Below are 13,038 nucleotides of genomic sequence, written 5' to 3'. Positions count from 1 at the left end.
CAAAAGGCGATGCATCCAATTGCACCTCTGCTTGTTATCGTCGATCGCTTTCAAAAAGGAGAACACCCCATGACCGAGGCCAGCAAGATTCGCGAACATATGGAAGTGGTCGGCGCAGACGGCGTTCACATCGGCACTGTCGACAAAGTCGATGGCGACCGGATCAAGCTGACCAAGGCCGACAGCGGCATGGGTGTGCACAAAGGCCATCACCACTACATTCCCTTGAGCCTGCTTGCCGAGGTCGATGGCCAGAAAGTCTGGCTGTCGGCGAATTCCGATGTCGCGGTCAGCTTCGAGGAAGAAAAATCCGACCCGACCTGATCGAGTTCCGCGCTCAGCGAGACGACCATACCGGAAACAGATCGCCTTCGGCCGGCGTCGCGGCATGGACGCCGCGGCTGATGGCGCGCGCCATGGTGGCGCCGGCCGCGGCAAAGAAGTCGACCGCCGCGTCGGCGGTGAGCTCGATGCCGCTCTTGCCAGTCGCCAGTGCGAACACCAGGTCACCGTCGGCCGGCGTATGCACCGGCCAGATGGCGCGCACGAAGCCGTCATGCGCCGATATGGCCAGCCGCTTGGCAGCCGCCTTGGTCAGCACGGCGTCGGTGGCGATGACAGCGATGGTGGTGTTGCCGCCGGGCTCCTCGTTTCCGCCGACACGCTTGTCGCGATATTTCAAGAGGATCCGCCTGGCGTCGTCCGGCATCGGCGAGGGATAGCCGAGGCCGCCGAACTCATCGCCGATTTCGAACGGTGCAGCCCAGAAATAGCGCGTTCGGGCGATGGTCACCGAACCCGTCGGGTTGGCGGCGGCGAGCGCGCCGATAGTGACGCCGCTGTCGAGCACGGTCGAGGCCGAGCCGAGGCCGCCCTTCAGCCCGGAACTCAACGCGCCAGCGCCGGCGCCGATCGTGCCGAGCGGAAAGTCGATCGCAGCGGTTTGCGCCGCTTCATAGCCGAGGTCGCGATAGGGGGGATAACGACCCCAATCCTTGTCGCCGCCATTGCGCAGGTCAAACAGGATCGCCGCCGGCACGATCGGCACGCGAAAGCCGCCGACATCGACACCGATGCCTTTTTCGCGCAGCGCCGCCTGCACACCCGAGGCGGCGTCGAGGCCGAAGGCCGAGCCGCCTGAGAGCACCACGGCATGGACCGCTTCGATGGAATTGTGCGGTTCGAGAAGGTCTGTTTCGCGCGTGCCCGGAGCACCGCCGAGGATCTGCACGCCACCCACCGCCGGCTCGTCGCACAACACCGTGGTAACGCCAGATTTCAACCTGGCATCGGCTGCGTTGCCAACGCGAAGGCCGGCGACATCGGTGATCAAATTGCGCGGCCCGGTGCGGAACATCAGTTGGTCTCCGCCGGCACGAACCGTGTCCCGTCGAAACGAAAGGCGCGATAGAGGCTCTGGCTCAGATCGCCTTTGTCGTCGAACCTCAGCGGGCCGATAGCTGTGGAGAAGTCATGCCCGGTCAGCGCGTCGGCGAGCCCCTTGCCCGAAGTGTCGGCCCCCGCAGAGGCGGCTTTGGCGATTTCCACCGCTGCGTAGGCCGGCAGCGTATAGCCATCCGGCGCAACGTTTTTGGCTGCAAATGCCGCCAGCACCTTGGGATAGGCAACATCGGCCCATTCCGGCGGCGCAATCATCAGCGTGCCCACGGCGTAAGGCACGTCGCCGGGTGGCGCACGCATGTTCTCGCCGCCGGCAAAGGTAATGCCGGCCTCGAGCTGGCCGGCGTCGCGGCCCATAATGGCGATGTCGTCGCCGTCGCCACCGGCAAAAACATGCGTCGCGCCCGCCTTCTTCAACCGGCCGATCAGCCCGATCTGGTTGTCGAGCTGCGGCCGGAACGTGTCTGTGAACACCGGCTTCAGCGCCGCCTGTCCGGCTGCGGCCCGCAACGTCTCGGCGATCTCGCGACCATAGATGGTGCCGTCATCGACGATGGCGAACAATTCGCTCTGCCACAGCCGGGTGAGAATGGCGGCCACCGCATTGCGCTCGTCGTCGCCGCGCGGCCCCAGCCGATAGACCGGCCAGCCGGTCTTGGCGCGGCGGTCGGTCAGGCTTTCGGTGCGCACGCCGACAGTAATGACCGGTATGTTGGCGTCCTTCAGGATCGGCAGCGCCGCCTGGATCGCCTCGGTGCAGAGGAAGCCGACAACGACATTGACCTTCGCCGCCGCGAATTCCCTGGCGGCGGCAGCCCCGCCATCGGCGGTGCAGGCATCGTCGACCGTCTTGATCTCCAGGCCATTGGCTTCCGCTGCAAGGCCAGCGCCCGTCTCGATCTGCTTGCCGAGGATCGCCGATGGGCCGGACAAGGGTGCTGCGACGCCGACGAGCAGCGTCTGAGCGCCGGCGCCTGCCGGCAGCAGCCAGAGCAGTGCCGCTATTACAGCTGCTAGGGGTCGCATTCTGACGAGAATTCCTCCGTGCCGGTCGCATGCTTCCAGCGTCTCTTGCGCCAAGACCTAAAGGCTGCCCGCCCCAGGCGCAACACGCGAATTTGCGGATTGGCGTCGAGCACTTCGCTTGTGGCCTATTGTGTGCCGCCATATATAACGCTTGGGTTCCTGCTTATGGAAAATCATCAGTGTTGAAGTTGAACGACATAGGGCCGCAGGCCTATCGCGACGCCATGGCGCATTTCGCCGGTCACGTCCATGTGGTGACCACCGACGGCCCCGCCGGCAAACGCGGCACGACGGTGATCGCCGCCTGTTCGGTGTCGGACACGCCGCCGACGGTTCTCGTGTGTCTCAACCGCGAGAATGCTAAGAACGAGTTGTTCGTGCGAAACGGCCGGTTTGCGCTGAACACGTTGGCTTCGCACCAGCAGCCGCTATCGGTGGCGTTTTCAGGCCTGACCGGCTTGTCATCCGATGAGCGTTTCGCGCTCGGCGAGTGGGATGTCATATCGACAGGCGCCCCGACCTTGAAGGGCGCTCTCGCCGTGTTCGACTGCGAATTGATCGACACCAAGGATCTGGCCACCCATCGTGTGCTTTTTGGCAAGGTGACAGGCCTGCGCATGGGCGATAATTTGCGGCCGCTGATCTACCACGCCCGCGACTACCACGTGCTGGAAAGCGGAGCAGAGGCGTCAACGGAGAAAGAATGACCGAGCTGAAACCGCGCCCCGCGCCGCGGACGATCGACGAAACGCTCGATCTCCTGACCGGCGCGGACTATGTCGCGGACCGGTCTCTGGCAACCGTTCTGTTCCTGTCCCTGCGCATGCAGCGGCCGCTCTTCCTCGAAGGTGAGGCCGGCGTCGGCAAGACCGAGATCGCAAAAGTGCTGGCGCAGGCGCTCAGCCGCCGGTTGATCCGCCTGCAATGCTATGAAGGCCTCGACGTCTCATCCGCCGTCTACGAGTGGAACTATGCCGCGCAGATGATCGAAATCCGCATGGAGGAGGCGGCAGGCTCGGTCGACCGCTCCGACATGGAGCGCAATGTCTTCTCCGAAAAATACCTGATCCGCCGCCCGGTGCTCGATGCCCTCACCGGCAAGGCGGGTGCGGCCCCGGTGTTCCTGATCGACGAGCTCGACCGCACCGACGAGGCTTTTGAGGCGTTCCTGCTCGAAATCCTCTCCGATTTCCAGGTAACGGTGCCCGAACTCGGCACCATCAAGGCGGAAGAGCCGCCGATCGTCATCATCACCACCAACCGCACCCGCGAGATCCACGACGCGCTGAAGCGGCGCTGCCTCTATCATTGGGTCGACTATCCCAACGCCGAGCGCGAGCTGGAGATCGTGCGCCGCAAGGTGCCGCAAGCCAACAGCCGGCTTTCAGCCGAAGTGGTGTCGTTCATCCAGAAGCTGCGCCAGGTCGAACTGTTCAAGGCGCCGGGCGTCGCCGAGACCATCGACTGGGCCGGCGCACTGACCGAACTCGACAAGGTGGCGCTGGACCCAGAGACAGTATCGGACACGATCGGCGTGCTGTTGAAATACCAGGATGACATTGCCCGCATCGGCGCGGGTGAGGGCCGGCGCATCCTCGATGAGGTCAAGGCCGAACTGGCGGCGGCGGAGTAGATCCGTGAAGACGCCGGGTGCCTACCCCAAAGAGGCCGACCCCAAACAGGCCGAACGGATAGAGGCGACGGAAGACGGCCGCATCGCCGACAACATCGTCTATTTCGCCCGCACCTTACGCAAGGCTGGCATGCGGGTCGGGCCGGCCTCGGTCAAGGACGCGATCGAAGCGGTGCTGGCCGCCGGCATCGGCTCGCGCGACGATTTTTACTGGACGCTGCATGCCGTGCTGGTGTCCAGGCATGAGGATCATCCCGTTTTCGACGAAGCCTTCCGGCTGTTCTGGAAATCGCGTGAGCTGATCGAGAAACTGCTGGCGATGTTCTCGCCGGTGGCGCCCGACACCAGGGAAAAGCAGAAGCCACGCGCGGCCGAGAATCGCGTCAGCCAGGCGATGTTTGAAGGCCATCAAAACAGCGCGCCACGCCAGGAAATCCCTGAGATCGAGGTCGACGCCCGGTTCACCTTCTCCGGCAATGAGGTGCTGCGGGCTAAGGATTTTGCCCAGATGAACGCCGCCGAGATGGCCGACGCCAAGAAGGCGATCGCCGAGCTTCGGCTGCCCTTCGACATGGTAAGGACGCGGCGCTTCCGGGCTGATCCGCATGGCCGCCGCATCGATCCACGCGCTATGATGCGCTCGGCGGCGCGCACCGGCGGCGAGTTGATCCTGCCGAAATTCCGCTCGGCCCGAGAGGTGCATCCGCCGCTGGTCGTGCTCGCCGATATCTCAGGCTCGATGAGCCAGTACACGCGCATCTTCCTGCATTTCCTGCATGCGCTGACCGAGAAGCGGCGGCGCGTGCACACCTTCGTCTTCGGCACGCGTCTGACCAATCTGACGCGGCAGATGCGCCACCGAGACCCCGATGCTGCCCTTGCCGATTGTTCGGCAGCGGTGAAGGACTGGTCGGGTGGCACCCGCATCGGCGACACGCTGGCCGAGTTCAACAAGCAGTGGTCCCGCCGTGTGCTGGGGCAGGGCGCCGTGGTGCTCTTGATCACCGACGGTCTGGAGCGCGACGATGTCACCGGTCTGTCGGAAGAAATGGAGCGCCTGGACAAATCCTGTCGGCGGCTGATCTGGCTGAACCCTTTGCTGCGCTTCGAAGGTTTCGAGGCGCGCGCCCGTGGCGTCAAGGCGATGCTGCCGCATGTCGACGAGTTCCGCTCGGTGCACAATCTCGATGCGCTGGCTGACCTCTGCGCCTCGCTGGACAAGAAGTCTGTCAGCTCCGTCGATCCCCGCCGGTGGCTGGACGCTGGCGCCAGGCGCGCGGCATGACCATATATTTTCAAATCCGGAAAAACAGACCCTAGGACAAGCGATCATGGACAACAGCATCTATCTCGATGAGGCCCGCGATCCGCTGATCATCGCGGAAGGCTGGATGAAGGACGGCAAGGATGTCGCCATCGCCACTGTGGTCGAGACCTGGGGGTCGGCGCCGAGGCCGGTCGGCAGTCATCTGGTCATCGACGCCGAAGGCAATTTCCACGGCTCGGTCTCGGGTGGCTGCGTCGAGGGCGCCGTGGTGAGCGAGGCGATCGACGTCATCGACTCGGGAAAAGCAAAAATGCTCGAATTCGGCGTTGCCGACGAAACCGCCTGGCAGGTCGGCCTGTCCTGCGGCGGCCGCATCAAGGTCTATGTGGAGCGGCTCGGTTAGGCATGGATCCCTACGCGCTCAAAACCCTCAACGCCGAACGCCGCGCCCGCCGCGCGGCGATCCTGGTCACCGATCTCGGCGATGGCCGCGATCGCATCGTCCGCGAAGGCGACCAAGTTGCCGGGGAGCTCGGGCAAGCGATCGCCAAGGCGTTTCGGTCAGGCAGCTCCGGCTCGGTCGAGGCGGAGGGCCGGACCTTCTTTCTCAACGCGCATCTGCCGCAGCCGCGCCTGATGGTGATCGGCGCCGTCCATATCAGCCAGGCGCTGGCGCCGATGGCCAAGATCGCCGGCTATCCCGTCGAGATCGTCGATCCGCGCACCGCTTTCGCCACGCCGGATCGTTTTCCGGATGTCGCGCTGCATGCCGAATGGCCTGAGGATGTGCTGAAGCGCCAGCCGCTCGACAGCTACACGGCACTCGCCGCCGTCACCCATGACCCGAAGATCGACGATTTCGCGTTGAAGGCGGCGCTGGACGCCAATTGCTTCTATGTAGGCGCGCTCGGCAGCCGTAAGACCCATGCGAAGCGCGTCGAGCGCCTGCTGGCGCTGGGCGCCAGTGCCGACCAGATCGCCCGCATCCACGCGCCGATCGGCCTCGATATCGGCGCGGCGAGCCCGGCCGAGATCGCGGTCGCCATCCTGGCGCAGACCATCCACGCCTTTCGCTCGCGCGGGCTGGAAGCGAAAGGCGCCGCGGCGTGAAATTCGGGCCAGTTCCGATCGATCAGGCTGAAGGCGCGGTGCTGGCGCATGCCACCACGGCCGGAGACCGGCGTTTCCGCAAAGCGCATCGGCTGAGCGCCGAAGACGTCTCGGCGCTGAAGGCGGCCGGCATCGCCGAAATCGTTGCGGCGGTGCTTGCCGCCGATGATCTCAGTGAGGATGCAGCGGCTGAAAAGATCGCCGCCGGTATGCGCCACCGCAACATCGAGGCGAAGCCGGCTGCGACTGGCCGCGTCAACCTCCATGCCGGCGCCGCCGGTGTCTTCACCGTCGATGCCACGATGATCGACGCCATCAACGCCGTCGACCCGACCATCACCATCGCCACGCTGGCGCAACACGCCCCGGTCGAGCAGGGCCAGATGGTCGCGACGGTCAAGATCATCCCGTTCGCCGTTGCCTCGGCCCTGGTCGATGAGGTGGTGAAAATCTGCGCCGGCGGCGAGATCTTCGCCGTCAATGCCTACCGGCCGGTGCGCATCGGCGTCATCCAGACGGTGTTGCCCGGCGTCAAGGCCAGCGTGCTCGACAAGACGCTGCGCGTCACCGAGGCCCGGTTGGCACGCTCCGGCGCCCGGCTGACCACCGAGCGGCGCACGCCGCATGAAATTGCGCCCGTCGCCGAGGCGGCCGCCGCGCTGGCGCGCGACAACGATATGGTGGTGATCTTCGGCGCCTCGGCGATGAGCGACTTCAGCGACGTTGTTCCGGCGGCTATTGAGAGGGCTGGCGGCACGGTCGTCCGCGCGGGCATGCCTGTCGATCCCGGCAATCTGCTGGTGTTGGGCACGCTCGACGGCAAGCGCGTCATTGGCGCGCCCGGTTGCGCCCGCAGCCCCAAGGAGAACGGCTTCGACTGGGTGCTCGATCGGCTGATCGCCGGCCTAGATGTGACAGCCAAGGATATTGCCGGCATGGGTGTCGGCGGGCTCCTGATGGAGATCCCGACCCGGCCGCAGCCGCGCGAGCCGCTGCCTGCGAGAGCCGGATTGAAGGTCGAGATTGTGCTTCTGGCCGCCGGCCGCTCCAGCCGCATGGGCGGGCCGAACAAGTTATTGGCGCTGTTCGACGGCAAGCCGCTGGTGCGCCGCGCCGCCGAACGGGCGCTCGGCTCGAAGGCATCCAGCACCGTTGTCGTCACCGGCCATCAGCGTGAGCGGGTGCATCAGGCCTTGTCGGGCCTTGACGTGACCTTCGCCGACAATCCGGATTTCGCCGACGGCCTGTCCTCGTCGCTCAAAACCGGCATTGCCCGGGTTGGGGCCGACGCGGCCGGCGCGATGATCGTTCTCGGCGACATGCCGGGCATCTCCGCCGCCGATCTCGACAGGCTGATCGAGGTCTTCCGCAAGGCCGGTGGCCGCTCGGTGGTGCGCGCCGCGCATGACGGCCGCCGCGGCAATCCGGTGCTTTTGCCGCGCGCTCTGTTTCCAGCCATTGCCCATCTCGAAGGCGACACCGGCGCCCGCCATCTGGTCGAGGCCGAAGGGCTCGACGTCATCGACGTCGAGATCGGCGACGGCGCGTCGATCGACGTCGACACCCGCGAAGCGCTCGAAGGCGCCGGCGGCGTGCTGCAGGATTGACAAACCGAAGCCGAAAAACGCATGGCTGAGACATGGTTATCTCTTCACTTGCCTCTGCGCTTCTACCCCCCTCTGGCCTGCCGGCCATCTCCCCCTCAGGCCAGAGGGGGGTAGCCGCGCTCCATACCCTTCTGATTTCACTATTTTTTCTGTTTTCCGCAGCCCGCGCTAGCGCGCTCGAGCTAAAACCCTACAAGGACGATCTCTTCGCCTATCCGGCGACACTCTCGTCCACGGACAAGGGCGCTTACACCGTCATCGACTACCGCGAGATGCGCGACATCAATGCTCGCGACGAAGTGCCGGAAAAGCGCGTGCATGCGCAGTATACCGACACCGGTGTGCGCAAGGTGCAGCAGGACCTCTTGCTGAAAACCGATGCCGGCGATGTCAGGCATGTGGCCGTCGGCAAGACCGAGGGCGCCGGCATCATCGTGCTTTACCTGCACGGGCAGGGCGGTAGCCGCAAGCAGGGCGTCGACGACTTCACCTTCGGCGGCAATTTCAACCGCATCAAGAACCTGATGGCCGGCAATGGCGGCCTCTACCTCTCACCCGATTTCACCGATTTCGGCGACAAGGGTGCGGCCCAGGTCGCGGCGTTGATCGGCCACTATGCCGAGGCCTCGCCCGACGCCAAGATATTCGTCGCCTGTGGCTCGATGGGCGGTGCGCTGTGCTGGAAGCTGGCCGGCCGCAACGACACGGGGCGGCGCATAAACGGGCTGCTGCTGCTCGGCTCGCTATGGGATGACAGTTTCCTGTCGAGCCCGGCCTACAGGCGCCATGTGCCGGTGTTCTTCGGCCAGGGCAGCAAGGATCCGGTCTTTCCCGTGGAGAAGCAGGAAGCCTTCTTCCGCTCGATTATCGCCAACTCGAAAGCCTATTCCTATCCGACCCGCTTCGTCCGGTTCGAGACCGGCACCCACGGCACCCCGATCCGCATGGTCGACTGGCGCGAAACGCTGAACTGGATGCTGTCGAAAGCGCCCTGAGCCGATGCAATCGCTCAAGGCGCTGTGTTGTAGTCGACCACTGTCTGCGGGTTTTCCTCGCCGTCATAAGAGGCGTCAACATCATACTGGACCAGCGAGAAATTGCCGTTGCGGAACAGATACGTGCCGGCATCCGAGGCGTCGCCGATGCCGCGCCATTTGTTGAACGTGCTGATCGTCCTCGTCTCCTCGTCATAATCGGAGTTGGTCGCCCAGCCCGAGGTGTGGAAACCGATGACGGTCACGCCAAGCAATTTGGCGTCGCTGTCATTGTTCTCGTAACGGATATCCAGTTCCGGCTCGGTGAACTGCAACTGCAGGACGCCAGACACCTCGTCGGTCATGTAGTAGATGGAGGCTTCATTGTAGGCCGCCGCCGAGCAGGAGAAATGAAACAGCCGCGTTTCCTTCTCGGCATCGCCGGGCTGGGCGTCCTTGTCCTTGTATTTGATCGAAAAAACCGTCGGCTCGTCAGCCAGGAATTGCTTGTCGCACTGGTTGCCATAGGTGGCCAGGAAGGCCTTCTTAGCCTGTTCGAGCGCGGTGTCCTTCTTCGGCGGCGGCGGGCCGTCGCCGCAACTCGGCGGCAGCGCCTCCTCGAACTCGGCCTTTGACGGCTTCAGCGCACCTTTGTCGATGAAGATCGGCTGGAACGGTGGGGCCTGGACCTGGGCGCTGACCTGGCGCAGCGTGTAGCAGCCGGCAAACACCGCCTCTTTGCCGTCCTTGCCGGTGGCGCGGATGGCGACCGGGACACTGTAATAGATGCTGCCGGCCGCACCTTCGTCGGAAATGGCGCCGGTTTCGACATCGACCTTGTCGGTGCCGTCATAGCCCTTGACGAAAGTATCGAAATCCTTTGCCGGCTTGGTATCGCCGTAATAGCCCCAGGCCCGGGCGAATTCGTGCCGGTTGATGGCGCTGTAGAGTGAGCGGATAACGGCCGCGGCGTCCGACCTGTCATCGACATAAGGCGCCTGGTCAGCGGCCACCGGTTCATCGTCGGCGAACACAGCTTGGCCGGATACGGCAAGGGAGAAAAAGGCGGCCGCCACCAGAAAGATGTGTCTCATCGGGGAATCTCCACCACCACAAGATTCTATCATAGAGATTGCGGCGACGTGGTGACGCTTGTAAAATCGCCGCGGAAGGCGCTACGTCCCGCCGTCGGCGCTTCAGCCGCAATGGAGATTTGAACGTGACACTATCGATGTATGAAGCCTCGGTGCCGGTGTTTTCGGCCAGGCTGAAGGCGCTGTCCGGCGTGCTGACGGCGGCCGAACAGAATGCAACTGAACGCAAAATCGACCCGCAGGTGTTTTTGACCGCAAGGCTGGCGCCGGACATGTACGCGCTGGTGCGGCAGGTGCAGGTCGCCACCGACCACGCCAAGGGCGCGCCGTCTCGGCTGGCCCGCCGCGAAGTGCCGAAATACGACGACAATGAAGCGACCTTCGCCGAGCTTCAGGCGCGCATCACCAAGACGCTCGATCTGCTGGCTTCATTCTCGGCTGCCGAATTTGATGGCTCGGATGACAGGGTCGTCGACCTGAAGTTTGGCCCGCGCGAGGTCTCGATGCCCGGCCTGCAGTATTTGCTGCATGTCGCCATGCCCAACTTCTATTTCCACGTGACAACGGCTTACGACATCCTGCGCCACAATGGCGTGCCGCTGACCAAGGGTGCCTATCTCGGGAATCGTTGAAGAATTCGGCGTTCCGAGGTTTCCCGGTCGTAGCCGGGAAACCTCGGCTGGCGCTGGTTCAGCGCACGGACATTTCGCGCGCGATGCGTGGGAAATCGGCCGGCTTGATGCCGATGTCGGCGCGGTCGGCATTGCTCATCGAATGCAGCAATGCCAGTGCCGAGCGGTAACGCTGATGCTCCTGCGGACGCGGACGAGCAAACATTTCAGTGAAGAACCCCATGATTCGGCCCCTAGTTGATCCTCCACGACGCTGAATATAGGGAAATTGTGAAGATTGTGCAGTGCAGCATTTGCATGGCAGCCATGCCGGGCTAATTTTTTCGGCACAATTGGCTCATGCGCTGAAACTTTTGGCTGGTGCCTACCGTACGCATAGACGCTGGCACATGGCCGGCTTTTCCTCGCCACTCCTGGCGAATTTTCCGGACTGCATGAAAGTGCAGTCCGGCTTTTTGTTGAGTTTCCCGCACCATCAACCGGTCCGCGCAAGCCTGGCGAACGCCTAAACTGGTTAAGATCAGTGGCATTCATTTTTAACGAGCCGGTTCTATGGTGCGACCGGCTCTATTCGCATGCGCAAAAAACGAGGGGGAGGCTGACATCGGCGCCAAGCGGGATTTCGCTTCCTTGCTTGACGATCTGTTCGTCGCCTCCGACAAGGACGGCGAGGAGACAGGCGCGCGGCCGTCGATCCCGTTCGACTATCTCTCGGTGGCCGACGAACTTCACTCCGGCCGCATCAAGGTCTCCGGCGAAACCTTCACTGCCGAATATCGCGAGGCGGGGTCCGATCTCGCAGCCGAATTCGCCGCATTGCTCGACCAGGCCAAGTTGGCGTTGGCCGGCGAGGAGGCGACGCCCGAGGAAAAGCTTCCGCCGATCGACCCTGAAGCGATCGCCGTCGAACTCGGCCTCGATCATCCCGTCAAGAACGCCGATCTCGGCCGCATGCGCCGCAGCTTTGCCTTCGCCAACCATCCCGACCGCGTCGCGCCGCATCTGCGCCAGCGCGCCATGATCCGCATGCAGGTCGCCAACATGCTGATCGACGAAGCCAAGCGCCGCGCACTGGCCGGCGCCCGGCGCTGACTTTTTCAACTTCACGCAAAAGTCGGGCCTGCTGAGGCTTGGAGAGCGCCTCCGCTTTGCCTATAGATGCGGCTTCCTTCCCGCGTAGCCGCGCAAATCTCCCGCCGGAGAAAATTCCATGCACAAACGCCGTCTCGGTCGGACCGATCTTCTTGTTACCCAGATCTGCCTGGGATCGATGACCTGGGGCCAGCAGAACACCGAGGCCGATGGCCACGCGCAGATGGATCTGGCTTTTGAGCGTGGCGTCAATTTCATCGACACCGCCGAGCTTTACCCGATCCCGCCCAAGGCTGAAACGCAAGGGCGAACGGAAAAGATCATCGGCAGCTGGATGAAGGCCAATGGCAATCGCGACAAGGTCATCCTCGCCTCGAAAGTAGTCGGCCGCACCGCCAACAGCTGGTTTCGTGGCGACCGGCCGTCGAAACTGGTGCGCGCCGACATCTTTGACGCCATCGACAAATCGCTGGCCAAGCTCGGCACCGACTATCTCGATCTCTACCAGATCCACTGGCCGGAGCGCGACATTCCCTGGGGCGCCAATCCGACCCGCGTCGGCGCCACCCCGCGCCGTGCCGATGCCGTCGGCGCGCCGGCGGGCGAAACACCGATCGCCGAGACGCTGGCCGTCTTCGACGAACTGGTGAAGGCGGGAAAGATCCGCCATCTCGGCCTGTCGAACGAGAATTCCTGGGGCGTCATGCGGTTCATCGCTGAGGCGGACAAAGCCGTCGGTCCGCGCGTCGTCTCGCTGCAGAACGCCTACAATCTCGTCAACCGCACCTTTGAGGTGAACCTGGCCGAAGTCTGCGACCGCGAGGAGATCGGCTTTCTTGCCTATTCGCCGCTGGCGCAAGGCTATCTCACCGGCAAATACGACCACGGCGCGCGGCCGCAGGGTTCGCGCTCGCAGCTGTTCAACCGCGGCCAGCGCTATGAGACGCCGAACGCGGCGGAAGCGCAGCTCGAGTACAATGAGCTGGCGCGTTCCTTCGGCCTCGAGCCGGCGCTGTTTGCCAACGCCTATGTCGCCAGCCGGCCCTTTGTCACCTCCAGCATCATCGGCGCGACGACGATTGCCCAGCTTGAGATGGCGCTGTCTTCGGTCGACGTCACCTGGACCGAGGAAATGCAGAAGGGGGTGGATGCGATCCACCAGCGCGTCGGCAATCCGTGCCCATAGGCAAGTCGTTCGGACG

The 13,038-nt window shown here is 63.9% G+C and carries 15 protein-coding genes; 11 read left to right on the top strand and 4 right to left on the bottom strand.

Going from position 1 to position 13,038, the window contains the following annotated elements:
* The first annotated feature begins 69 nt into the window (after positions 1–69).
* On the top strand, positions 70–324 hold the full coding sequence (locus H0241_RS09780) for a DUF2171 domain-containing protein (protein WP_181057205.1): 255 nt from the start codon (positions 70–72) through the stop codon (positions 322–324).
* A 13-nt stretch (positions 325–337) separates the two neighbouring features.
* Here H0241_RS09780 and H0241_RS09775 read toward each other — a convergent pair whose 3' ends face one another.
* A complete protein-coding gene (locus H0241_RS09775) occupies positions 338–1,357 on the bottom strand; it encodes a P1 family peptidase (RefSeq protein ID WP_181057204.1) in 1,020 nt (339 codons plus the stop codon).
* Positions 1,357–2,427 carry a branched-chain amino acid ABC transporter substrate-binding protein gene (locus H0241_RS09770; RefSeq protein WP_181057203.1) on the bottom strand — a complete coding sequence of 357 codons (1,071 nt, stop codon included), beginning with the start codon at positions 2,425–2,427 and terminating at the stop codon, positions 1,357–1,359. The genes H0241_RS09775 and H0241_RS09770 overlap by 1 nt, the downstream gene beginning before the upstream one ends.
* A 179-nt stretch (positions 2,428–2,606) precedes the next feature.
* Here H0241_RS09770 and H0241_RS09765 point away from each other — a divergent pair, with 179 nt between their 5' ends.
* The 7 genes from H0241_RS09765 to H0241_RS09735 are packed head-to-tail and all read left to right on the top strand — an operon-like array spanning position 2,607 to position 9,039.
* Positions 2,607–3,134: a flavin reductase gene (locus H0241_RS09765; RefSeq protein ID WP_181057202.1), complete on the top strand. Its 528-nt coding sequence runs from the start codon at positions 2,607–2,609 to the stop codon at positions 3,132–3,134.
* On the top strand, positions 3,131–4,060 hold the full coding sequence (locus H0241_RS09760) for an AAA family ATPase (protein WP_181057201.1): 930 nt from the start codon (positions 3,131–3,133) through the stop codon (positions 4,058–4,060). Before H0241_RS09765 ends, H0241_RS09760 begins: the two co-directional genes overlap by 4 nt.
* Before the next feature lie 4 nt (positions 4,061–4,064).
* Complete coding sequence (locus H0241_RS09755) at positions 4,065–5,345, top strand: vWA domain-containing protein (RefSeq protein ID WP_407941732.1); 1,281 nt, start codon at positions 4,065–4,067, stop codon at positions 5,343–5,345.
* Positions 5,346–5,391: 46 nt separating this feature from the next.
* The gene (locus tag H0241_RS09750) at positions 5,392–5,730 is read left to right on the top strand and encodes an XdhC family protein (protein ID WP_023734542.1); all 339 of its coding nucleotides are present in this window, start codon (positions 5,392–5,394) and stop codon (positions 5,728–5,730) included.
* A 2-nt stretch (positions 5,731–5,732) separates the two neighbouring features.
* A complete protein-coding gene (locus H0241_RS09745; RefSeq protein WP_181057200.1) occupies positions 5,733–6,437 on the top strand; it encodes an XdhC family protein in 705 nt (234 codons plus the stop codon).
* A complete protein-coding gene (locus tag H0241_RS09740; RefSeq protein ID WP_181057199.1) occupies positions 6,434–8,044 on the top strand; it encodes an NTP transferase domain-containing protein in 1,611 nt (536 codons plus the stop codon). Before H0241_RS09745 ends, H0241_RS09740 begins: the two co-directional genes overlap by 4 nt.
* A gap of 32 nt (positions 8,045–8,076) precedes the next feature.
* On the top strand, positions 8,077–9,039 hold the full coding sequence (locus H0241_RS09735; RefSeq protein WP_235984199.1) for an alpha/beta hydrolase: 963 nt from the start codon (positions 8,077–8,079) through the stop codon (positions 9,037–9,039).
* A gap of 14 nt (positions 9,040–9,053) precedes the next feature.
* On the opposite strand, the gene H0241_RS09730 is transcribed toward H0241_RS09735, so the two are convergent.
* The gene (locus tag H0241_RS09730) at positions 9,054–10,112 is read right to left on the bottom strand and encodes a DUF1176 domain-containing protein (RefSeq protein WP_181057198.1); all 1,059 of its coding nucleotides are present in this window, start codon (positions 10,110–10,112) and stop codon (positions 9,054–9,056) included.
* 125 nt (positions 10,113–10,237) lie between these two features.
* Between H0241_RS09730 and H0241_RS09725 the strand changes: the two genes are divergently transcribed.
* Entirely contained in the window at positions 10,238–10,744 is a 507-nt protein-coding gene (locus H0241_RS09725; RefSeq protein ID WP_181057197.1) for a DUF1993 domain-containing protein, read from the top strand.
* 58 nt (positions 10,745–10,802) lie between these two features.
* Here the strand turns inward: H0241_RS09725 and H0241_RS09720 are convergent, their stop codons facing one another.
* Positions 10,803–10,967: a hypothetical protein gene (locus tag H0241_RS09720; protein WP_112395048.1), complete on the bottom strand. Its 165-nt coding sequence runs from the start codon at positions 10,965–10,967 to the stop codon at positions 10,803–10,805.
* A gap of 407 nt (positions 10,968–11,374) precedes the next feature.
* Here H0241_RS09720 and H0241_RS09715 point away from each other — a divergent pair, with 407 nt between their 5' ends.
* Both H0241_RS09715 and H0241_RS09710 read left to right on the top strand, forming a co-directional pair.
* Positions 11,375–11,836, top strand: coding sequence for a hypothetical protein (locus tag H0241_RS09715; protein WP_181057196.1), 462 nt, complete (start codon positions 11,375–11,377; stop codon positions 11,834–11,836).
* Positions 11,837–11,954: 118 nt separating this feature from the next.
* A complete protein-coding gene (locus H0241_RS09710; RefSeq protein ID WP_181057195.1) occupies positions 11,955–13,022 on the top strand; it encodes an aldo/keto reductase in 1,068 nt (355 codons plus the stop codon).
* The last annotated feature ends 16 nt before the right edge of the window (positions 13,023–13,038 follow it).

It is taken from the genome of Mesorhizobium neociceri, assembly GCF_013520985.1.
Taxonomy (GTDB): domain Bacteria; phylum Pseudomonadota; class Alphaproteobacteria; order Rhizobiales; family Rhizobiaceae; genus Mesorhizobium; species Mesorhizobium neociceri.
This window is presented reverse-complemented; position numbering and strand designations above follow the sequence as displayed.